Source organism: Motiliproteus sp. (assembly GCF_965230735.1).
GTDB lineage: Bacteria > Pseudomonadota > Gammaproteobacteria > Pseudomonadales > Balneatricaceae > Motiliproteus.
This window is the reverse complement of sequence record NZ_OZ246016.1, coordinates 313,661-331,810: the sequence shown is the minus strand read 5'-3', so window position 1 is coordinate 331,810 and position 18,150 is coordinate 313,661. Positions and strand designations below refer to the sequence as shown.

The following is an 18,150-nucleotide window of genomic DNA, read 5'->3' as shown; positions in this document are numbered from 1 at the left end:
AAATGTCATGGATTGTGGGGTAGAATAGCGCCCCTTTGAGACTTTATGAAAACGGCAGCGCTCTCGTGCGCCAAGTTTTCATTCAGCCTCCTTTAATAGCTTAGCGATCAGGAAACGGCGGCGTGAAAGAGATCATCCTTATTAACATCTCCGGTGAAGACAAGCCGGGTGTGACCTCAACCATCACTGAAACCCTGGCCCGTTACCAGGTGAATGTGTTGGATATCGGCCAGGCGGTTATCCACAGCAATCTTTCGCTCGGTATCCTGGTGGAGATTCCGAAACAGTCCGAGTCCTCGCCGGTACTCAGCGATGTGTTGTTCCGAATGCATGCGATGGGGATGAATACCCGTTTCGATCCGGTTGATCCCGATGACTACAGCCGCTGGGTCGAAGGGCAGGGTAAGTCGCGCCACATCATTACCCTGTTGGCTCGACGGATTAATGCCGGTCATATCGCCAAGGTCACCCGTATCGCCGCCGATCATGGTTTGAATATCGACAACATCAGCCGCCTGTCCGGCCGGGTTCAGCTCGACGATGGCGAAGGGGCCACCAAGGCCTGTGTCGAGTTCTCGGTTCGGGGTGAGCCGAGTGAGACGTTGCGCTCGGAGTTTTTGAAGGCCGCCAGCGAGCTGGATGTGGATATCGCGTTCCAGAAGGACGATATCTACCGTCGCAATCGCCGTCTCGTGGTATTCGATATGGATTCGACCCTGATCGAAGCCGAAGTGATCGACGAGCTGGCGATCGAGGCCGGCGTTGGCGACCAGGTGGCGGCGATCACCGAGGAGGCGATGCAGGGTAAGATCGACTTTACCGAGAGCTTCGAGCGTCGGGTGGCCCTGTTGAAGGGGCTGGATGCCGGCGTGCTGGAGAAGGTTGCACAGCGGCTGCCGCTGACCGAGGGGGTCGAAGAGTTGGTGTCGAGCCTGAAAGCGCTGGGCTTCAAAACCGCGATCCTGTCCGGTGGCTTCACCTATTTCGGCGAACACCTGAAGCAGCAACTGGGCTTCGATTATGTGCATGCCAATGAGTTGGAGATCGAGGACGGCAAAGTGACCGGTCGGGTGACCGGCCGGGTGGTCGACGGTAACCGTAAGGCGGAACTGTTGCGTGAGATCGCCGCCAATGAAGGGGTCCGGCTGGAGCAGACCATTGCCGTGGGTGATGGCGCCAATGACCTACCGATGTTATCGATTGCGGGCTTGGGTATCGCCTTCCGCGCCAAGCCGCTGGTTCGCCAGAGTGCCAAGCAGGCGATCTCGACCCTGGGGCTGGATGGCATCCTGTACCTGATTGGATTCCGTGATCGCGACAGTGTCGCGAGGTAAAGTGACTAAATAAGCCTTGCTATTCCGCTCGGGGCGGTTATGATGGCCGCCCTGATGCTTTCCTCTCCTTATAAGCATCCCAAAACATCCCGAATTCGGGGCTTCGGCAGCGTTCAACCGCTGCTTTTCTAACGGGTTAAAAAATAATCTGTTAGATCGTCTTTTTCGCTTGCGTACTTCTTATCCAATGCGTACAATTCCGTACCCTTTTTTTTGGGGGTGGCAGTTTATTGCCTAATAAATTCCATTTGGAGTTGTGGTCGAAATGCAAAACCAGAAAATCCGTATTCGATTGAAGGCTTTTGATCATCGCTTGATCGACGCTTCCACTCAGGAAATCGTTGATACTGCCAAGCGTACTGGCGCGCAGGTGCGTGGCCCGATCCCTCTCCCGACTCGCAAAGAGCGCTTTACTGTTCTGGTCTCTCCGCACGTCAACAAAGACGCGCGTGATCAATACGAGATCCGTACTCACAAGCGTGTTCTGGACATCGTCGAGCCGACTGAAAAGACAGTCGACGCGCTGATGAAGCTGGATCTTGCGGCGGGCGTGGATGTTCAAATTAGCCTGGGCTAATCGATAAGCGCGTAAGCGCTATATAAATGAAGTAGAGGAATGCTCTGAGAAGGGCAGCCATAGTGGGTTAAAGCCCCGTACTCAACTGGCAAGAGGTTTAAAAATGGCTATTGGTTTAGTCGGACGGAAAGCGGGTATGACCCGTGTATTCACTGATGATGGTGTATCCGTGCCAGTCACGGTCATCGAGGTGGAACCGAACCGCGTTACTCAGCTGAAAACCGAAGAGGTTGACGGCTACAGCGCTGTACAGGTGACTGTCGGTGCTAAGAAAGCTTCACGTGTAATCAAGCCGGAGGCGGGTCACTTCGCCAAGGCGAACACCGAAGCTGGTCGTGGTTTGTGGGAGTTTCGCCTGTCGGGTGACGAAGAAGTCCAGGTTGGCGATCAGCTGACTGTTTCAGCGTTTGAAGCAGGTCAGAAGGTCGACGTTACCGGTCAATCCAAAGGTAAGGGTTTCCAGGGCGGCGTTAAGCGCTGGAACTTCCGTATGCAGGATGCGACTCACGGTAACTCAATCTCTCACCGTGCACCTGGTTCCATCGGTCAGTGTCAAACCCCTGGGCGCGTGTTCAAGGGTAAGAAGATGGCTGGTCACATGGGTGATGAGCGCGTAACCGTACAGACTCTGGAAGTCGTTCGCGTTGATGCTGAACGTAACCTGCTCCTGATCAAGGGTGCAGTTCCGGGTGCTGCTGGCGGTGACGTAGTTGTTAAACCAGCGGTTAAAGCGCGCGGCTAAGGGAGATGACAATGAATCTTACTATTGCAGGCGCTAACGGTTCGGTAGAAGTATCCGAGCTGGCCTTTGGTAAAGAATTTAACGAAGCACTGGTTCACCAGGTTGTCACTGCTTACCTGGCAGGTGGTCGCCAAGGTACCCGTGCTCAGAAGACTCGCTCCGAAGTGAGCGGCGGTGGTCGTAAGCCCTGGCGTCAAAAGGGTACTGGCCGTGCGCGTGCAGGTACTATCCGTAGCCCGATCTGGCGCTCCGGTGGTGTTACCTTCGCTGCTAAGCCGCAGGATCACTCTCAGAAGGTCAACAAGAAGATGTATCGTGCGGCTATCCGCTGCATCTTCTCCGAGCTGGTTCGTCAAGAGCGTCTGGTTGTTGTTGAAGAGCTGAAGCTCGAAGCACCCAAGACCAAGCTGATGGCTGCCAAGCTGAAGGAGCTGGACCTGAGTGATGTTCTGGTGATCACCGAAGCGGTTGATCTGGACCTGTACCTGTCTGCCCGCAACCTGCCGCACGTTGACGTGCGTGACGTTGCTGCCATCGACCCGGTTAGCCTGGTTGGTAGCGAGAAGGTGCTGGTTACAGTCGCTGCTCTGAAGAAAATTGAGGAGATGTTGGGATGAACCAAGAGCGCATCTTCAAAGTTCTGTTAGGCCCGCACATCTCTGAGAAGGCGACCATCGTTGCCGAAGACGCTCAGCAGGTTGTGTTCCGTGTAGCGCCTGATGCGACTAAGCCTGAAATCAAAAAAGCGGTTGAGCAGCTGTTCGAAGTAAAAGTTGCCAGCGTTCGTGTTCTGAACTCCAAGGGTAAGACCAAGCGTACTGCCCACGGTATGGGTCAGCGCAAGAGCATCCGCAAGGCTTACGTTCGCCTGGCTGAAGGCCACGATATCGACTTCGTTGGCGAATAAGGGAGGCTGACAGATGGCAATTGTTAAATGTAAACCGACCTCCGCTGGCCGTCGCCATGTGGTTAAGGTTGTAAACCCGGATCTGCACAAGGGTGCACCTTACGCCCCGCTGCTGGAGAAGAAGTCCAAGACCGGTGGCCGTAACAACAACGGTCGCATTACTACCCGTCACAAGGGTGGTGGTCACAAGCAGCACTACCGTGTAATCGATTTCAAGCGTAACAAGGACGGCATTCCGGCTGTTGTTGAGCGTCTGGAATACGATCCGAACCGTTCCGCCAACATCGCCCTGCTGAAATATGCTGACGGTGAGCGTCGTTACATCATCGCTCCCAAGAACATGCAGGCTGGCGACAAGGTGATTTCCGGTGCCGGTGCTGACATCAAATCAGGTAACTGCATGCCGCTGCGGAACATCCCGCTGGGTAGTGTTGTTCACTGCATCGAGCTCAAGCCTGGCAAGGGCGCCCAGATGGCACGTAGTGCCGGCGCTTCTGCACAGCTGGTTGCTCGTGAAGGCGCTCACGCGACTCTGCGTCTGCGCTCCGGTGAAATGCGTAAGGTCCTGGTTGACTGTCGTGCCACCCTGGGTGAAGTCGGTAACAGCGAGCACTCTCTGCGCTCTCTGGGTAAAGCCGGTGCTTCCCGCTGGCGTGGTGTTCGTCCCACCGTTCGCGGTGTTGCGATGAACCCGGTAGATCACCCGCATGGTGGTGGTGAAGGCCGTACCTCTGGTGGTCGTCATCCGGTATCCCCGTGGGGTACTCCGACCAAGGGTCACAAAACACGTAAGAACAAGCGTACTGATAAGCTTATCGTACGTCGTCGTTCTAAGAAATAATCACTGAATTCGAGGAAACGGCTGTGCCACGTTCACTTAAGAAAGGTCCTTTTATTGACCTTCACTTGATGAAGAAGGTTGAGGCTGCCATCGAAAAGGGCGACCGCAAGCCGATCAAAACTTGGTCGCGTCGCTCTACTATCTTCCCGAACTTTGTCGGGTTGACGATTGCAGTCCATAACGGACGCCAACATGTTCCTGTTTTCGTTACCGAAGACATGGTAGGTCACAAGCTGGGTGAGTTTGCTGTCACCCGTACCTACCGCGGACATGCTGCTGACAAGAAAGCGAAGCGTTAAGCGAGGATATAAAGATGGAAGTAGCCGCTAAATTGAAGGGCGCCCGCTTATCCGCGCAGAAAGCTCGCTTGGTAGCGAACCAAATCCGCGGTAAGTCTGTAGACGAAGCCCTGAACATCCTGGCCTTCAGCCCCAAAAAGGGTGCTGCGATCATGAAGAAAGTGCTGGAGTCTGCAATCGCAAACGCCGAGCACAATGAAGGCGCTGATGTTGACGAGCTGAAGGTATCCACCGTATTTGTGGATGAAGGTATGACCATGAAGCGGATTAAGCCCCGCGCCAAGGGTCGTGCTGATCGTATCCTGAAGCGTAGCTGTCATATCACCGTCAAGGTCGCTGAGAAATAGGAGACACCAAGATGGGTCAGAAAGTTAATCCTACTGGCATCCGGCTTGGTGTCGTCAAAGACCATACCTCTGTTTGGTATGCAAGCCGCTCTGCCTATGCAAAAAACCTGCTGCAAGACCTGGAAGTACGTAAGTACCTCGAGGACAAGCTGAAGCAGGCCTCTGTTAGCCGCATCGAAATCGAGCGTCCGGCGCAGAATGCCCGTATCACCATTCACACTGCTCGTCCGGGCATCGTGATCGGTAAGAAGGGTGAAGACGTTGAGAAACTGCGCACCGCCGTCAGCAAGATGATGGGTGTGCCGGTTCAGATCAACATCGAAGAGATCCGCAAGCCGGAGCTGGATGCCAAGCTGGTAGCTCAGGGCGTTGCTGGTCAGCTGGAGCGTCGTGTGATGTTCCGTCGCGCCATGAAGCGTGCGGTACAAAACGCTATGCGTCTGGGTGCCAAGGGCATCAAGGTTCAGGTTGGTGGTCGTCTGGGTGGTGCGGAAATCGCACGTTCAGAATGGTACCGCGAAGGCCGTGTACCTCTGCACACCCTGCGTGCCGATATCGATTACGGTACCTACGAAGCTCACACTACCTACGGTGTCATCGGCATCAAGGTGTGGATCTTCAAGGGTGAGATTCTGGGTGGTATTGAGCAGGTTCGTGCTCAGAAAAGTGCCGCTTCCAAGAAGAAAGCTGCTAAGTAGAGGGTACGTCAATGCTGCAACCTAAGCGTCTGAAATACCGCAAGATGATGAAAGGCCGCAACCGTGGCCTGGCCCATCGCGGTAGCAAAGTAAGCTTTGGCGAATTCGGTCTCAAGGCTACCGGTCGCGGTCGTATCACTGCTCGTCAGATTGAAGCGGCTCGTCGGACCATGACTCGTCACATTAAGCGTGGCGGTAAGATCTGGATTCGCGTTTTTCCGGACAAGCCCATCACTACCAAGCCTCTGGAAGTACGTCAGGGTAAAGGTAAGGGTAACGTCGAATACTGGGTAGCTCAGATCCAGCCCGGCAAGGTGCTGTTTGAGATGGAAGGTGTTTCCGAGCAACTGGCCAGCGAGGCCTTCGCTCTTGCTGCCGCCAAGCTGCCTATTTCAACCACCATTGTTAAGCGGACGGTGATGTAATGAACTCAGTTGAATTACGTGAAAAGTCCGTAGATGAGCTTAATCAAGAGCTGCTGGACCTGCTGAAGGAACAGTTCAATCTGCGGATGCAGAAGAGCTCTGGTCAGCTGGCGCAAACTCACCTGCTGGGTAAGGTGCGTCGCGACATTGCTCGGGTTAAGACTGTACTGAACGAGAAGGCAGGTAACTAAGCATGGCTGAATCTAAGATCCGCACTGCAACCGGCCGAGTTGTCAGTGACAAGATGGATAAAACCATCACAGTGCTGGTTGAGCGTAAGGTTAAGCACCCGATTTACGGCAAGTTCGTAAAGCGCTCTACCAAGCTTCATGCGCATGACGAGAACAACGAATGCGGTATCGGTGACCTGGTTACCGTTAAGGAAACCCGTCCGTATTCCAAGTCAAAGTCTTGGGCGTTAGTAACAATTGAAGAACGCGCTGCAAAGGTGTAATATATTGCGCCTTTGCTCCGAGGACCTGGGTTACTCCGTTTTCAACAAGAGCGAAGCAATCCAGGTCAGAGTGATGGAGTGAAACCATGATTCAAACTGAATCAATGCTGGACGTTGCTGATAACAGCGGCGCTAAGCGCGTACAGTGCATCAAAGTACTGGGCGGCTCGCACCGTCGTTATGCTCGCGTCGGCGATATCATCAAGATTACCGTTAAGGAAGCAATTCCGCGCGGTAAGGTGAAGAAAGGCCAGGTGCTGAAGGCAGTGGTTGTTCGTACCAAGAAGGGCGTTCGTCGTCCGGACGGTTCAATCATCCGCTTCGATACCAACTCTGCTGTGCTGTTGAACGATAACAGCGAACAGCCGATCGGTACTCGTATCTTTGGCCCGGTTACGCGTGAGCTTCGTACTGAGAAGTTCATGAAAATCGTTTCCCTGGCGCCTGAAGTGCTGTAAAGACCAAGCTCCGAGTAGCTTGGTTTATGTAAAACGCTGAGATCCGACGCGAGTCGGGTACTCGGCGTTTTGAGCATGAGAAGGTCGCAGGAAATATAGGTAATTAACAAATGCGCAAAATCAGACGTGATGATGAAGTCATCGTCATTGCCGGTAAAGACAAAGGTAAGCGCGGTAAGGTCATGAAAGTTCTGGCTGACAACCGTTTTGTCGTTTCTGGCATCAATATGGTGAAGAAGCACACCAAGCCGAACCCGATGCTGGGTCAGGCTGGCGGCATCGTTGAGAAGGAAGCACCGATTCAAGCTTCCAACGTAGCGATCTTCAACGCTGCCACCGGTAAAGGTGACCGTGTTGGCTTCAAGATCTTGGAAGACGGTACCAAGGTTCGTTATTTCAAATCCAACGGCGAAGTCGTCGGCGGATAATAGGGGAGCAGGTACCATGTCAAGATTGAAAGCGCTGTACAAAGACAAAGCCGCTGCTGAAATTCAGCAGGAGCTGGGTCTGAAAAACGTAATGGAAATTCCCCGCATCACCAAGATCACCCTGAATATGGGTGTTGGTGAAGGCATCGGGGATAAGAAAATGATCGAGAATGCAGTTGCTGATATGGAAGCAATTGCCGGTCAGAAAGCGGTTGTTACCCTGGCACGTAAGTCTGTTGCAGGCTTCAAAGTGCGTGAAGGTTGGCCGATCGGTTGTAAAGTGACTCTGCGCGGCGAGCGCATGTGGGAATTCTTCGACCGTCTGGTAGATATCGCTATTCCCCGTATCCGTGACTTCCGCGGCTTGAACTCTAAGTCGTTCGACGGTCGTGGCAACTACAGCATGGGCGTTAAAGAGCAGATCATCTTCCCGGAAATCGACTACGACAAAGTCGACAAGCTGCGCGGTATGGATATCACCATTACCACCACTGCGCGCACCAACGAAGAAGGTCGTGCACTGATGACCGCTCTGGGCTTCCCGTTTAAAAAGTAGGTGAGTTGCTATGGCTAAGGAATCCATGAAGGCGCGCGAAGCTAAGCGTGCTAAGCAAGTTGCTAAGTATGCTGCCAAGCGTGCTCAGCTGAAGGCTATCATCAGCTCCCCGGAGTCATCTGAGGATGACCGTTGGGACGCGCAGGTTGCTCTGCAAAAGCTGCCGCGTGATGCCAGCCCTGTTCGTCAGCAGCGTCGCTGCCAGATCACTGGTCGCCCGCACGCTGTATACCGTAAGTTCGGCCTGTCCCGGACTCAGCTGCGTGAAGCCGCCATGCGCGGTGATGTACCCGGCCTTAAGAAAGCTAGTTGGTAAGCGTCGGCTCCGATTCCCGGGGCCGCTCTGCTGCACAATAGTGAGGACTCATTAAATGAGCATGCAAGACACTCTTGCGGATATGCTGACGCGTATTCGTAACGGTTTGATGGCTGAAAAAGTCTCAGTGTCCATGCCTGCATCTAAGCAGAAGAAGGCCGTGTGCCAGGTTCTGCAGGATGAAGGTTATATCACTGGATTCAGCGTTGAAGGTGATGTGAAGCCGGTTCTGAACATCGACCTGAAATATTTCGAAGGTAAGCCCGTTATCGAGAAGATTGAGCGCGCGAGTCGCCCTTCTCTGCGTCTGTACAAGTCTGCTTCCGACCTGCCGAAGGTTCGCGACGGACTGGGTATTGCCATTGTTTCAACTTCTAAAGGTGTCATGACTGACCGTGCAGCCCGTGCGGCTGGCGTCGGTGGTGAAGTCATCTGCACCGTATTCTAGGAGATTGAAATGTCACGTATCGCAAAAGCACCTGTCAGCATCCCTGCTGGCGTTGAGGTGAAGCTGAACGGTCAAGCGCTGAGCATCAAAGGCGGTAAGGGTTCCCTGGAGATGGAAGTTCATCCCAGCGTAACTGTTGCCAACGAAGACGGTGCGCTGCAGTTTGGTGCCCGCGATGGCTCCAAGCAATCCCGTGCGCTGTCCGGTACTATGCGCTCCCTGGCCAACAACATGGTTGTTGGTGTGAGCGAAGGTTTTGAGAAGAAGCTTGAGCTGATCGGTGTTGGTTACCGTGGTGCTGTTAAGGGTTCCGTTCTGAACCTGAGCCTGGGCTTCTCTCACCCGGTTAACTACGAGCTTCCCGAAGGCGTATCTGCCGAGATGCCGTCTCAGACTTCTATCGTTCTGAAAGGCGCCGACAAGCAGAAGCTGGGCCAAGCCGCCGCTGAAATTCGCGCATTCCGTCCGCCTGAGCCTTATAAGGGCAAGGGTGTTCGTTATGCTGACGAATATGTGCGTCGTAAAGAAGCTAAGAAGAAATAAGTAGGGCAGGATAATGAGCGTTAAGAATGAATCTCGTCTGCGTCGTGCCCGTCGCTCCCGCATCAAGATGCGTGAGCTGGATGCGACACGTTTGTGTGTCTACCGTACTCCTCGCCACATCTACGCCCAGATCATCTCTGGTGACGGTAGCAAGGTGCTGGCAAGCGCTTCTACGGTAGAAAAAGATCTGCGCGAAGGCGCGACTGGCAACATCGAGGCCGCCACCAAGGTTGGTTCTCTGATTGCTGAGCGTGCTAAGACTGCAGGTGTTACCAAGGTTGCTTTTGACCGTGCCGGTTTCAAATACCACGGCCGTGTCAAAGCGTTGGCTGAAGCGGCGCGTGAAGGCGGCCTGGAATTCTAAAGGTTAGGTTATGGCAAATCACGAACAGAAAGACGGTGACCTGCAAGAGAAGCTTGTTCAGGTAAACCGAGTCGCCAAAGTGGTTAAAGGTGGTCGTATCTTCGGCTTCACCGCCCTGACCGTAGTTGGTGACGGCAATGGTAAAGTCGGCTTCGGCCGTGGCAAGGCGCGTGAAGTGCCGGTCGCGATCCAGAAGGCGATGGAGCAAGCCCGCCGCAACATGATTCAGGTTGACCTGAACGGCGGTACGCTGCAGTACCCGATCAAGGCCCGTCACGGCGGTTCCAAGGTCTACATGCAGCCGGCTTCCGAAGGTACCGGTGTAATCGCCGGTGGTGCGATGCGCGCAGTACTGGAAATGGCTGGTGTACATAACGTACTGGCCAAGTGCTACGGCTCAACCAACCCGGTTAACGTTGTACGCGCAACCATCAATGGTCTGAAGGCGATGAGCTCGCCGGAAGAGATTGCTGCCAAGCGTGGCAAAACTGTAGAAGAAATTCTGGGGTAATCTGCGATGGCTAAGACAATCAAAGTGACGCAGACGCGTAGCTCGATCGGCACCCTGCCCAAGCACAAGCTGTGCTTGAAAGGCCTGGGCCTTCGTCGCATCGGTCATACCGTTGAAGTTGAAGACACCCCTTCCGTACGCGGCATGGTTAACAAAGTTAACTACATGGTCAGCGTCGAAGGCGAATAGTGGAGAGGCATATCATGCGTCTGAATACACTGAGCCCAGCTCCCGGTTCCAAGAAAGCACCTAAGCGTGTTGGTCGTGGTATCGGCTCTGGCCTGGGCAAGACCGCTGGTCGCGGTCACAAGGGTTTGAAGTCCCGTTCCGGCGGTACTGTTAAGCCCGGTTTCGAAGGCGGTCAGATGCCTTTGCAGCGTCGTCTGCCGAAGTACGGCTTTACTTCCCGTCAAGCTCAATACCGTGCCGAGATTCGTCTCAACGAACTGGCTAAGGTTGAAGCTGATGTGATCGATCTGGCGGCTCTGGAAGCTGCTGACATCATCGGTCACAGCATCAAGGAAGCAAAAGTTATCCTGTCTGGCGAGATCACCAAGGCGGTTACCGTCAAGGGGCTGAAGGTCACCAAAGGTGCCCGTGCAGCGATCGAAGCCGCAGGCGGAAAAGTCGAGGACTAAATGGCTAAGCAAGGTAGTACACCCACCGGAGTTCAAAGCGGACTGGGCGAGTTGAAGTCTCGTCTGTGGTTTGTTTTTCTGGCAATTGTGGTTTACCGCATCGGGGCGCATATTCCGGTTCCCGGGATTAACCCTGATCGCCTTGCAGCCATGTTCGAACAAAACCAAGGCACCATCCTGAGCCTGTTTAACATGTTCTCTGGTGGTGCTTTGGAACGTATGTCGATCCTGGCGCTGGGCATCATGCCCTACATCAGCGCCTCGATCATCATGCAACTGCTGACCGTAGTCAGCCCTCAGCTTGAGCAGCTCAAGAAAGAGGGTGAGGCAGGTCGACGGAAAATTAGCCAATACACCCGCTACGGTACGGTCATCTTGGCCACCGTTCAGTCTTTAGGTATGGCGGTCGGTCTCGCAGGGCAGGGTATTGCCTTCAGCGCAGACCTAAGCTTTTATTTCGTCGCTGTCGTCACTCTTGTTTCGGGTGCTGTCTTCCTGATGTGGCTCGGTGAGCAAATTACCGAGAGAGGTATTGGTAACGGCATTTCACTGCTGATCTTTGCCGGTATCGTCGCAGGTCTGCCCGGTGCAATCGGTCAGTCCTTCGAGGCATCCCGTCAAGGTGATCTGAACATCCTGGCACTGCTGACTATCGCTATTCTAGCGGTCGCCACAGTCGCGTTTGTCGTCTTTATGGAGCGCGGTCAACGCCGCATCACCATTAACTACGCCAAGCGTCAACAGGGTCGTAAAGTGTATGCCGCCCAGTCCAGCCATCTGCCGCTGAAGGTGAACATGGCCGGGGTTATCCCGCCGATCTTCGCCTCCAGTATTCTGCTGTTCCCGGCTTCTGTCGGTCAGTGGTTCGGTCAGAGCGAAGGTATGGACTGGCTTCAGGATGTAGCGCTGGCGCTGGGCCCGGGTCAGCCGCTGTACATTCTGCTGTTTGCCGCTGCTGTGATCTTCTTCTGTTACTTCTACACCGCGATTGTTTTCAATCCGAAAGATGTAGCCGATAACCTGAAGAAGTCCGGCGCCTTTATTCCCGGTATTCGTCCCGGTGACCAATCGGCGCGTTATATCGATCAGGTGCTTTCGCGTCTGACACTGTTCGGTGCTCTGTATATCACCGGCGTGTCGCTGATGCCTCAGTTCCTGGTTGTCGCGTGGAACGTACCGTTTTACTTCGGTGGTACATCACTGCTGATCGTCGTAGTTGTGGTTATGGATTTCATGGCCCAGGTACAGTCGCATCTGATGTCTCACCAGTACGAGTCACTGATGAAAAAATCCAATCTCAAGGGTGGTGGTGGACTGGTTCGATAACCGGCCACCGATCCTATTTGGAGTAGATCATGAAAGTACGTGCATCTGTTAAAAAGATCTGCCGTAACTGCAAGATTGTACGTCGTAACGGTTCCGTACGCGTCATCTGCAAAACAGAACCTCGCCATAAGCAGCGTCAAGGCTAAATAGCCGGATCTGCTTTCGCGCGAAGGCGCAAGATTTGAGGTTGATTAATAACCGATCAATCTCTATAATCTTGCGCCTTTCGCAGAATGGTTAAGAGTAGCGTGCCGTCCATCGAAGCATGGGCGGCCGAAAACGGAGTAAATTGAATGGCCCGTATAGCTGGCGTCAATATCCCAGACAATAAGCATGCGGTGATCTCCCTGACCTACATCTATGGTGTCGGCCGTACTACCGCAAAGTCCCTGTGTGACTCGGTAGGCGTGGCGACCGATGCAAAGATCGGAGACCTGTCTGAGGAACAACTGGATAGCCTGCGCGCTGAAGTTGCCAAACTCTCTGTTGAGGGTGACTTGCGTCGTGAGGTTAACATGAACATCAAGCGTCTTATGGACCTGGGCTGCTTCCGTGGTATCCGCCACCGTCGCAACCTGCCGGTTCGTGGTCAGCGCACTAAGACTAATGCGCGCACCCGTAAGGGACCACGTAAGCCGATCCGTAAGTAGTGCAAGAGGAATAACCCATCATGGCTAAGCCAGGTACTCGCACAACGCGCAAAAAAGTTAAAAAGCAGGTGGTTGACGGGTTCGCCCACATCCATGCCTCTTTTAATAACACCATCGTGACCATTACCGACCGTCAGGGTAACACCCTGAGCTGGGCTACCGCTGGTGGCTCCGGTTTCCGTGGTTCGCGTAAGTCCACCCCGTTCGCTGCCCAGGTTGCAGCCGAGCGTGCAGGCAACGCGGCTCAGGAATACGGTCTGAAGAACCTCGACGTGTTTGTGAAGGGCCCGGGACCGGGTCGTGAATCCGCCGTTCGTGCACTGAACAACGTCGGTTTCAAAATCACTAACATCACTGACGTGACGCCGATCCCGCACAACGGTTGTCGTCCGCCGAAGAAGCGTCGCGTTTAATCAGGAGACGGTAGAAAATGGCTCGATATATTGGACCAAAATGTAAACTGTCTCGCCGCGAAGGTACGGACCTGTTCCTGAAGAGCGGCGTTCGTGCACTGGATTCCAAGTGCAAGGCAGAAACTCCTCCGGGAGTTCACGGAGCTCGTCGTGGTCGTCTGTCCGACTACGGTCTGCAGCTGCGTGAGAAGCAAAAAGTACGTCGTATTTACGGCATTCTGGAGCGTCAGTTCCGCAGCTACTACAAGGAAGCCGCTCGTCTGAAAGGCGCCACCGGCGAAAACCTGCTGCAGCTGCTGGAAAGCCGCCTGGACAATGTGGTTTACCGTATGGGCTTTGGTGCTACCCGCGCTGAAGCACGTCAGATCGTTTCTCACAAAGCGATTCTGGTAAATGGTCAGACGGTTAACATCCCGTCTTACCAGGTACAGGCCGGTGACGTTGTCACCGTTCGCGAGAAGGCTAAGACCCAGCTGCGTATCAAGAACGCACTGGAGCTGGCTTCTCAGCGTTCCGCTGTTGAGTGGGTCGACGTAGACAGCAACAAAATGGAAGGTACTTTCAAGGCCGCTCCTGAGCGTGCTGAGCTGTCCGCCGAGATCAACGAACAGCTGATCGTTGAACTGTACTCCAAGTAATCATTGCTAGGTGGAAATAATGCAGGCTTCTGTAAACGAATTTCTAAGCCCTAGCCGGATCGATGTCGATGAGATCTCCAGCACTCGTGCGAAGGTCTCTCTCGAGCCGCTAGAGCGTGGTTTCGGCCACACGCTGGGTAATGCGCTGCGTCGGATTCTTCTGTCGTCCATGCCCGGTTGCGCAATCTCCGAAGTGGAGATTGATGGCGTGCAGCACGAGTACAGCTCTATCGAGGGTGTACAGGAGGATGTCATTGAGATCCTGCTGAACCTCAAGGGTGTTTCCGTCGCCATGCACAATGGCGAAGAAGCACTGCTGACTCTGACCAAGCAGGGCCCCGGTGTTGTCACGGCAGCCGATATCCAACTGAACCAGGATATCGAAGTTGCTAATCCGGACCACGTAATCGCTCACCTGAGCGACAAGGCTGAGCTGTCTATGCAGCTGAAAGTCACCCGTGGTCGTGGTTACGTCCCCGCGGACGTACGTGACAGTGCAGACGAAGAAAGCCGTCCGATCGGCCGTCTGCTGCTGGACGCTACCTACAGCCCGGTTCGTCGCGTGTCTTACGTGGTGGAAAGTGCGCGTGTTGAACAGCGTACCGACCTCGACAAGCTCGTGATTGATCTGGAAACCACCGGTGCGATCGATCCTGAAGAAGCGATCCGTCGTGCTGCGACCATCCTGCAACAGCAGCTGGTTGCGTTTGTGGACCTGGAAGGTGAAGCAGGTGTGGCTGAGGCAGAGCCTGAGCCGGAGATCGATCCGATCCTGTTGCGTCCGGTAGACGACCTTGAGCTGACTGTACGTTCAGCCAACTGTCTGAAGGCCGAGAACCTGTACTACATCGGTGACCTGATCCAGCGTACCGAAGTTGAGCTGCTGAAGACCCCGAACCTGGGTAAGAAGTCCCTGACTGAAATCAAGGATGTTCTGGCCTCCAAGGGTCTGTCGCTCGGCATGCGTCTGGAAAACTGGCCGCCGGCTAGCCTGAAAAACGACGACAAGGTTGCTTCTTAAGCAACCTTGATCGAACAACGTTTAGTTTTGTAAGGAATTAAACATGCGCCATCGCAAAAGTGGGCGTCAACTGAATCGCAATAGCTCGCATCGCAAAGCGATGTTCAAGAACATGGCTGTTAGCCTGTTCGAGCACGAGCTGATTAAGACGACTGTGCCCAAAGCAAAAGAGCTGCGTCGTGTCGCTGAGCCGCTGATCACACTGGCTAAGGAAGACTCTGTCGCAAACCGCCGTCTGGCTTTTGACCGTACCCGCTCTGACGCGGCTGTCGGCAAGCTGTTCAACGAACTGGGTCCTCGCTACGCGAATCGTCCCGGTGGCTACATTCGCATCCTGAAGTGCGGCTTCCGTGCCGGCGACAATGCGCCTATGGCCTACGTTGAGTTGGTTGACCGTCCGGTAGTGGCCGAAGAAGTTGAAGAGTCTGCTGAAGACTAATCAACCACTACGGTTTAGATTCAAAAGCCCGGCTTATGCCGGGCTTTTTTGTGCTTGTTAGTCAGAGCAAGCATTTAAAGCGATCTCTGCAACGTACTCAGCTTTTCCATCAGGCCGAGATAGTGAGCGCCGCGCCAGAACAGCTGCGACAGTCGTGGCACTGATAAAACTTGTCGTAACTTCGCCGGGTACCGGGTGGTAGCTGCTCCAGGATGTCGTTCTTGCGCACCCTGTCCAGCTCGCCATTGCAGTTGATGCAGCGGCTGAGCGGCAGCCAGGCCTCGTTCAGCGTGAAATAGTCGGCGACCTCGGTAATCTGTCGAGTCGGGTCGGTAGCGCGAACAAAGTAGCCCCAAGGCAATCGCGCCTGTTTCAGTATCCCCAGATCACGGGTCAGCACGATCCGCTGTTCGGACACGGCGGTGTCGATGATAAAGGGATCTTCATAATCATTGCCCCAGCGTGTATCGAAACCCAGTAGCCGTAGATGGCGGCATAGTTTGCCCAGATGGACATCGAGGATAAAACGCAGCGGCTTTGGCAGCGCCGGATGCCACTGCTTCGACGACTCCGGTATCAAGCGTTGAAAGCGTGGGTAGACGGCTATCCGGTCACCTGGCTGCAGTTGGTATTCCGCGGGTTGCGGTTGGCCATTAACCAACACGAAGGCCACTTCGACATGGGGCACCCGCTGTGCCTGGATGCTGTCACGAAGTCCCGGGGTGCCGCTGAAACGAAAAGCCAACGTCCGATGTTTTTTCTCGGCGGGCAGAAAATCGTTGAGTCCGCTGTAAAATCGGAACTGGCAGTGGTGGCGTAGCGGGGCATGACTATTGGGCATTGGGCGAGCTGCCGTAGCTGGTTGCTATGTTGATACTCTAGATCAACGGCTGCACTCCATACGCCGCGTTAGTCGCTAAAATACGTCCGTCTCGATTTTTGTTCGTGCGACTTCCCTGACGGAGTCAATCCGCTTATGGCCAATGTTGAGCAGGTTGCCCGTCCGGCTGTTTCTGAAGCTGTTGTCGGTCAGTTCAGGCGCTGAAAATAGGTCACGGTAGAGTCCAGTTGTCGCATGATAACGGCGAGCTCCTTCCCAGCGGCGGAGCTGGCTTGTACCGAATTCGAGATATCCCCTGCCGAGTCATTAATCTGGGTCAGGTGCCGACTAATCTCTTCGGTGACCTCGCTTTGCTGTTCGGTTGCCGCGGCGATCTGAACACTCATCTCACTGAGTGTTTTAATCAGCCCAGCGATCTGCGACAGCGCCGTATCGACGTGTTGGGCCGAGGCACGGGTTCTGTCGGCATAACTCTGTGATGAGTCCATGGTGGTAACGACCTCATTGACCCGTTGCTGCAGCGCGCTGATCATCGATTCGATCTCCATGGTCGAGCTCTGAGTGCGGGAGGCCAGGTTGCGGACCTCGTCGGCTACCACGGCAAAGCCTCGGCCCGATTCGCCCGCCCGCGCGGCTTCGATGGCGGCGTTTAATGCAAGCAGGTTGGTCTGTTCCGCGATCGAGTTGATGACACCGATGATGCTGCTTATCTGCTCGGCATCCTGTTGCAACTGTCGAATCAGCTGAACTGCATCCTTCACTTCGACCGCCAGGGCTTCGACTGCGTCAACCGCGGAGCCAACCAGTTGATTACCTTGGATCACTTCGTCGTTGGCCTGTTGGGCGCAGGTCGCGCAGTACTGAGCATTTTCGGCCACCTGCTGAATGCTGGCCGACATCTGGGTCACCGACGACGACAGCTGGCCCAATTCGTTGGTCTGTACACTGACGCTCTGTGCATTCTGATCGCTGCTGTGGTTAAGCGACTGCATCTGCTGATCCAGTACCGAGGCGCTGTGTTGAATTAACTGCACCAGAGTTTCCTGCTGCGAACATAACGATTGCAATGCGACTTCGATCCGAGAAGTTTCGTCAACCCGGCCGCAGTAAGCCAGACAAGCCAGTGGGCGTACATCCTTCATTGAGCGGTTGTCCTTACGCAGGCGACGCAGTGGTCGCCTGATCCAGTGACGGTATCCGGCGCTGACACCAAGTGCGGTTACCAGTGCCGCTATCCACCCGGCCGGACCGCTCACCAAAGCGGGTATTGCAGCCACCCCGAGTACCAGTGCGCTTCCGCCGGCCAGATCCAGCAGGGCGATGGGAGGGCGCAACGCATCGGTAACGCGTGCGTTAGCCAGGGAGCGATAGAGCCTGTCGGCAGATTCCACGTGGTGGCGTTCAGGCAGTGTGCGTACCGATTGATAGCCGACGATCTGCTCGTCGTCGTAGATCGGCGTGATATAAGCATTGACCCAGTAGTGGTCACCGTTTTTACAACGGTTTTTGACCAGCCCCATCCAGGCTTGTTTCTGTTTCAGGCAATGCCAGAGGTCTTCGTAGGCTTCCGATGGCATATCCGGATGCCTGACGATGTTGTGATTGGCGCCGATCAATTCGGCCTCGTCGAAGCCGGAGATATCGATAAAGGCCTGGTTGATCGAGGTGATATGACCTTTCAGGTCAGTGGTCGAGATGATGCGTTGTTCGGCATCGAACAGCCGCTCCTTCTGCGTGACGGGCAGATTCCTTTGCATGGCGTTTCTTCCTAAAACGTCGGCTTAGCGCTTTAATCCCTAGCGCTCCCACAAAACAGCGGGGAGTGATGACAGCGGAGTTCCGTTTAATTGTAGATCATGGTTGTGGCAGGCTGTGGTCGTCAATCATCAATTGGGATGGATATCGACGACTGTGTATAGACGGTGCCTGCCGAGCA

Annotated in this window: 31 protein-coding genes; 29 read left to right on the top strand and 2 right to left on the bottom strand. The window is 54.5% G+C overall.

The genetic code is table 11. The features are described from left to right. Nucleotides 1-122 precede the first annotated feature (122 nt). The 29 genes from serB to rplQ all read left to right on the top strand — a co-directional run bounded on the left by serB (nt 123) and on the right by rplQ (nt 15,373). Nucleotides 123-1,334: a phosphoserine phosphatase SerB gene (serB, locus tag ACO05M_RS01595; RefSeq protein WP_421866952.1), complete on the top strand. Its 1,212-nt coding sequence runs from the start codon at nt 123-125 to the stop codon at nt 1,332-1,334. A gap of 265 nt (nt 1,335-1,599) precedes the next feature. Then, nucleotides 1,600-1,911, top strand: a complete 312-nt coding sequence (gene rpsJ / locus ACO05M_RS01590) for a 30S ribosomal protein S10 (RefSeq protein WP_114697022.1) — start codon at nt 1,600-1,602, stop codon at nt 1,909-1,911. A gap of 103 nt (nt 1,912-2,014) precedes the next feature. Continuing rightward, on the top strand, nt 2,015-2,653 hold the full coding sequence (gene rplC, locus ACO05M_RS01585) for a 50S ribosomal protein L3 (protein ID WP_421866950.1): 639 nt from the start codon (nt 2,015-2,017) through the stop codon (nt 2,651-2,653). A gap of 11 nt (nt 2,654-2,664) precedes the next feature. Beyond that, nucleotides 2,665-3,270: a 50S ribosomal protein L4 gene (rplD, locus tag ACO05M_RS01580; protein WP_114697024.1), complete on the top strand. Its 606-nt coding sequence runs from the start codon at nt 2,665-2,667 to the stop codon at nt 3,268-3,270. Further along, complete coding sequence (gene rplW / locus ACO05M_RS01575; protein WP_114697025.1) at nt 3,267-3,560, top strand: 50S ribosomal protein L23; 294 nt, start codon at nt 3,267-3,269, stop codon at nt 3,558-3,560. Before rplD ends, rplW begins: the two co-directional genes overlap by 4 nt. 13 nt (nt 3,561-3,573) lie before the next feature. Further along, the gene (gene rplB / locus ACO05M_RS01570; RefSeq protein WP_114697026.1) at nt 3,574-4,401 is read left to right on the top strand and encodes a 50S ribosomal protein L2; all 828 of its coding nucleotides are present in this window, start codon (nt 3,574-3,576) and stop codon (nt 4,399-4,401) included. A 23-nt stretch (nt 4,402-4,424) separates the two neighbouring features. Further along, nucleotides 4,425-4,700, top strand: coding sequence for a 30S ribosomal protein S19 (gene rpsS / locus ACO05M_RS01565; protein WP_114697027.1), 276 nt, complete (start codon nt 4,425-4,427; stop codon nt 4,698-4,700). A gap of 14 nt (nt 4,701-4,714) precedes the next feature. Continuing rightward, nucleotides 4,715-5,047, top strand: coding sequence for a 50S ribosomal protein L22 (gene rplV, locus ACO05M_RS01560; protein ID WP_114697028.1), 333 nt, complete (start codon nt 4,715-4,717; stop codon nt 5,045-5,047). 11 nt (nt 5,048-5,058) lie between these two features. Beyond that, nucleotides 5,059-5,745 carry a 30S ribosomal protein S3 gene (gene rpsC / locus ACO05M_RS01555; protein WP_421866947.1) on the top strand — a complete coding sequence of 229 codons (687 nt, stop codon included), beginning with the start codon at nt 5,059-5,061 and terminating at the stop codon, nt 5,743-5,745. Between the two features lie 11 nt (nt 5,746-5,756). Next, nucleotides 5,757-6,170, top strand: a complete 414-nt coding sequence (rplP, locus tag ACO05M_RS01550) for a 50S ribosomal protein L16 (protein WP_114697030.1) — start codon at nt 5,757-5,759, stop codon at nt 6,168-6,170. Further along, entirely contained in the window at nt 6,170-6,361 is a 192-nt protein-coding gene (gene rpmC / locus ACO05M_RS01545; protein ID WP_114697031.1) for a 50S ribosomal protein L29, read from the top strand. The genes rplP and rpmC overlap by 1 nt, the downstream gene beginning before the upstream one ends. Nucleotides 6,362-6,363: 2 nt before the next feature. Next, nucleotides 6,364-6,624 carry a 30S ribosomal protein S17 gene (rpsQ, locus tag ACO05M_RS01540; protein WP_114697032.1) on the top strand — a complete coding sequence of 87 codons (261 nt, stop codon included), beginning with the start codon at nt 6,364-6,366 and terminating at the stop codon, nt 6,622-6,624. A gap of 86 nt (nt 6,625-6,710) precedes the next feature. Then, a complete protein-coding gene (rplN, locus tag ACO05M_RS01535) occupies nt 6,711-7,082 on the top strand; it encodes a 50S ribosomal protein L14 (RefSeq protein ID WP_421866944.1) in 372 nt (123 codons plus the stop codon). A 110-nt stretch (nt 7,083-7,192) separates the two neighbouring features. After that, nucleotides 7,193-7,510: a 50S ribosomal protein L24 gene (rplX, locus tag ACO05M_RS01530; RefSeq protein ID WP_114697034.1), complete on the top strand. Its 318-nt coding sequence runs from the start codon at nt 7,193-7,195 to the stop codon at nt 7,508-7,510. A gap of 16 nt (nt 7,511-7,526) precedes the next feature. Next, the gene (gene rplE / locus ACO05M_RS01525; RefSeq protein ID WP_421866942.1) at nt 7,527-8,066 is read left to right on the top strand and encodes a 50S ribosomal protein L5; all 540 of its coding nucleotides are present in this window, start codon (nt 7,527-7,529) and stop codon (nt 8,064-8,066) included. A 10-nt stretch (nt 8,067-8,076) separates the two neighbouring features. Further along, nucleotides 8,077-8,382 (top strand): 30S ribosomal protein S14, encoded by a 306-nt coding sequence (gene rpsN, locus ACO05M_RS01520; RefSeq protein ID WP_114697036.1) that lies wholly within the window; start codon nt 8,077-8,079, stop codon nt 8,380-8,382. A 55-nt stretch (nt 8,383-8,437) separates the two neighbouring features. Then, on the top strand, nt 8,438-8,830 hold the full coding sequence (gene rpsH / locus ACO05M_RS01515) for a 30S ribosomal protein S8 (protein ID WP_421866940.1): 393 nt from the start codon (nt 8,438-8,440) through the stop codon (nt 8,828-8,830). A 9-nt stretch (nt 8,831-8,839) separates the two neighbouring features. Next, nucleotides 8,840-9,373 carry a 50S ribosomal protein L6 gene (gene rplF, locus ACO05M_RS01510; protein ID WP_421866938.1) on the top strand — a complete coding sequence of 178 codons (534 nt, stop codon included), beginning with the start codon at nt 8,840-8,842 and terminating at the stop codon, nt 9,371-9,373. A gap of 13 nt (nt 9,374-9,386) precedes the next feature. After that, nucleotides 9,387-9,737, top strand: a complete 351-nt coding sequence (gene rplR / locus ACO05M_RS01505; RefSeq protein ID WP_114697039.1) for a 50S ribosomal protein L18 — start codon at nt 9,387-9,389, stop codon at nt 9,735-9,737. A gap of 10 nt (nt 9,738-9,747) precedes the next feature. Further along, nucleotides 9,748-10,248 carry a 30S ribosomal protein S5 gene (gene rpsE, locus ACO05M_RS01500; RefSeq protein ID WP_114697040.1) on the top strand — a complete coding sequence of 167 codons (501 nt, stop codon included), beginning with the start codon at nt 9,748-9,750 and terminating at the stop codon, nt 10,246-10,248. Between the two features lie 6 nt (nt 10,249-10,254). Beyond that, nucleotides 10,255-10,437: a 50S ribosomal protein L30 gene (gene rpmD, locus ACO05M_RS01495; RefSeq protein ID WP_114697041.1), complete on the top strand. Its 183-nt coding sequence runs from the start codon at nt 10,255-10,257 to the stop codon at nt 10,435-10,437. Between the two features lie 14 nt (nt 10,438-10,451). Next, nucleotides 10,452-10,886 (top strand): 50S ribosomal protein L15, encoded by a 435-nt coding sequence (gene rplO, locus ACO05M_RS01490; protein ID WP_421866936.1) that lies wholly within the window; start codon nt 10,452-10,454, stop codon nt 10,884-10,886. After that, nucleotides 10,887-12,212 (top strand): preprotein translocase subunit SecY, encoded by a 1,326-nt coding sequence (secY, locus tag ACO05M_RS01485; protein ID WP_421866935.1) that lies wholly within the window; start codon nt 10,887-10,889, stop codon nt 12,210-12,212. 29 nt (nt 12,213-12,241) lie between these two features. Then, nucleotides 12,242-12,358, top strand: a complete 117-nt coding sequence (gene rpmJ, locus ACO05M_RS01480; RefSeq protein ID WP_114697044.1) for a 50S ribosomal protein L36 — start codon at nt 12,242-12,244, stop codon at nt 12,356-12,358. Between the two features lie 147 nt (nt 12,359-12,505). Continuing rightward, a complete protein-coding gene (gene rpsM / locus ACO05M_RS01475) occupies nt 12,506-12,862 on the top strand; it encodes a 30S ribosomal protein S13 (protein ID WP_114697045.1) in 357 nt (118 codons plus the stop codon). Nucleotides 12,863-12,882: 20 nt separating this feature from the next. Beyond that, complete coding sequence (rpsK, locus tag ACO05M_RS01470; RefSeq protein ID WP_114697046.1) at nt 12,883-13,275, top strand: 30S ribosomal protein S11; 393 nt, start codon at nt 12,883-12,885, stop codon at nt 13,273-13,275. A 17-nt stretch (nt 13,276-13,292) separates the two neighbouring features. Continuing rightward, nucleotides 13,293-13,913 (top strand): 30S ribosomal protein S4, encoded by a 621-nt coding sequence (rpsD, locus tag ACO05M_RS01465; RefSeq protein ID WP_114697047.1) that lies wholly within the window; start codon nt 13,293-13,295, stop codon nt 13,911-13,913. Between the two features lie 19 nt (nt 13,914-13,932). Next, nucleotides 13,933-14,934 carry a DNA-directed RNA polymerase subunit alpha gene (locus ACO05M_RS01460; protein WP_421866934.1) on the top strand — a complete coding sequence of 334 codons (1,002 nt, stop codon included), beginning with the start codon at nt 13,933-13,935 and terminating at the stop codon, nt 14,932-14,934. Nucleotides 14,935-14,977: 43 nt separating this feature from the next. Continuing rightward, nucleotides 14,978-15,373: a 50S ribosomal protein L17 gene (gene rplQ / locus ACO05M_RS01455; RefSeq protein ID WP_421866933.1), complete on the top strand. Its 396-nt coding sequence runs from the start codon at nt 14,978-14,980 to the stop codon at nt 15,371-15,373. A 109-nt stretch (nt 15,374-15,482) separates the two neighbouring features. Here rplQ and ACO05M_RS01450 read toward each other — a convergent pair whose 3' ends face one another. Together ACO05M_RS01450 and ACO05M_RS01445 are read right to left on the bottom strand one after the other, a co-directional pair. Beyond that, a complete protein-coding gene (locus ACO05M_RS01450; RefSeq protein ID WP_421866931.1) occupies nt 15,483-16,214 on the bottom strand; it encodes a Mut7-C RNAse domain-containing protein in 732 nt (243 codons plus the stop codon). Between the two features lie 188 nt (nt 16,215-16,402). Continuing rightward, nucleotides 16,403-17,971, bottom strand: coding sequence for a methyl-accepting chemotaxis protein (locus ACO05M_RS01445; RefSeq protein WP_421866929.1), 1,569 nt, complete (start codon nt 17,969-17,971; stop codon nt 16,403-16,405). Between the last annotated feature and the right edge of the window lie 179 nt (nt 17,972-18,150).

Bases quoted from the DNA above. Each gene is read 5' to 3' on its own strand.
- rpsJ (WP_114697022.1), top strand. From the start codon at position 1,600: ATGCAAAACCAGAAAATCCGTATTCGATTGAAGGCTTTTGATCATCGC.
- rplC (WP_421866950.1), top strand. From the start codon at position 2,015: ATGGCTATTGGTTTAGTCGGACGGAAAGCGGGTATGACCCGTGTATTC.
- rplD (WP_114697024.1), top strand. From the start codon at position 2,665: ATGAATCTTACTATTGCAGGCGCTAACGGTTCGGTAGAAGTATCCGAG.
- rplW (WP_114697025.1), top strand. From the start codon at position 3,267: ATGAACCAAGAGCGCATCTTCAAAGTTCTGTTAGGCCCGCACATCTCT.
- rplB (WP_114697026.1), top strand. From the start codon at position 3,574: ATGGCAATTGTTAAATGTAAACCGACCTCCGCTGGCCGTCGCCATGTG.
- rplV (WP_114697028.1), top strand. From the start codon at position 4,715: ATGGAAGTAGCCGCTAAATTGAAGGGCGCCCGCTTATCCGCGCAGAAA.
- rpsC (WP_421866947.1), top strand. From the start codon at position 5,059: ATGGGTCAGAAAGTTAATCCTACTGGCATCCGGCTTGGTGTCGTCAAA.
- rplP (WP_114697030.1), top strand. From the start codon at position 5,757: ATGCTGCAACCTAAGCGTCTGAAATACCGCAAGATGATGAAAGGCCGC.
- rpmC (WP_114697031.1), top strand. From the start codon at position 6,170: ATGAACTCAGTTGAATTACGTGAAAAGTCCGTAGATGAGCTTAATCAA.
- rpsQ (WP_114697032.1), top strand. From the start codon at position 6,364: ATGGCTGAATCTAAGATCCGCACTGCAACCGGCCGAGTTGTCAGTGAC.
- rplN (WP_421866944.1), top strand. From the start codon at position 6,711: ATGATTCAAACTGAATCAATGCTGGACGTTGCTGATAACAGCGGCGCT.
- rplX (WP_114697034.1), top strand. From the start codon at position 7,193: ATGCGCAAAATCAGACGTGATGATGAAGTCATCGTCATTGCCGGTAAA.
- rplE (WP_421866942.1), top strand. From the start codon at position 7,527: ATGTCAAGATTGAAAGCGCTGTACAAAGACAAAGCCGCTGCTGAAATT.
- rpsN (WP_114697036.1), top strand. From the start codon at position 8,077: ATGGCTAAGGAATCCATGAAGGCGCGCGAAGCTAAGCGTGCTAAGCAA.
- rpsH (WP_421866940.1), top strand. From the start codon at position 8,438: ATGAGCATGCAAGACACTCTTGCGGATATGCTGACGCGTATTCGTAAC.
- rplF (WP_421866938.1), top strand. From the start codon at position 8,840: ATGTCACGTATCGCAAAAGCACCTGTCAGCATCCCTGCTGGCGTTGAG.
- rplR (WP_114697039.1), top strand. From the start codon at position 9,387: ATGAGCGTTAAGAATGAATCTCGTCTGCGTCGTGCCCGTCGCTCCCGC.
- rpsE (WP_114697040.1), top strand. From the start codon at position 9,748: ATGGCAAATCACGAACAGAAAGACGGTGACCTGCAAGAGAAGCTTGTT.
- rpmD (WP_114697041.1), top strand. From the start codon at position 10,255: ATGGCTAAGACAATCAAAGTGACGCAGACGCGTAGCTCGATCGGCACC.
- rplO (WP_421866936.1), top strand. From the start codon at position 10,452: ATGCGTCTGAATACACTGAGCCCAGCTCCCGGTTCCAAGAAAGCACCT.
- secY (WP_421866935.1), top strand. From the start codon at position 10,887: ATGGCTAAGCAAGGTAGTACACCCACCGGAGTTCAAAGCGGACTGGGC.
- rpmJ (WP_114697044.1), top strand. From the start codon at position 12,242: ATGAAAGTACGTGCATCTGTTAAAAAGATCTGCCGTAACTGCAAGATT.
- rpsM (WP_114697045.1), top strand. From the start codon at position 12,506: ATGGCCCGTATAGCTGGCGTCAATATCCCAGACAATAAGCATGCGGTG.
- rpsK (WP_114697046.1), top strand. From the start codon at position 12,883: ATGGCTAAGCCAGGTACTCGCACAACGCGCAAAAAAGTTAAAAAGCAG.
- rpsD (WP_114697047.1), top strand. From the start codon at position 13,293: ATGGCTCGATATATTGGACCAAAATGTAAACTGTCTCGCCGCGAAGGT.
- ACO05M_RS01460 (WP_421866934.1), top strand. From the start codon at position 13,933: ATGCAGGCTTCTGTAAACGAATTTCTAAGCCCTAGCCGGATCGATGTC.
- rplQ (WP_421866933.1), top strand. From the start codon at position 14,978: ATGCGCCATCGCAAAAGTGGGCGTCAACTGAATCGCAATAGCTCGCAT.
- ACO05M_RS01450 (WP_421866931.1), bottom strand. From the start codon at position 16,214: ATGCCCAATAGTCATGCCCCGCTACGCCACCACTGCCAGTTCCGATTT.
- ACO05M_RS01445 (WP_421866929.1), bottom strand. From the start codon at position 17,971: ATGCAAAGGAATCTGCCCGTCACGCAGAAGGAGCGGCTGTTCGATGCC.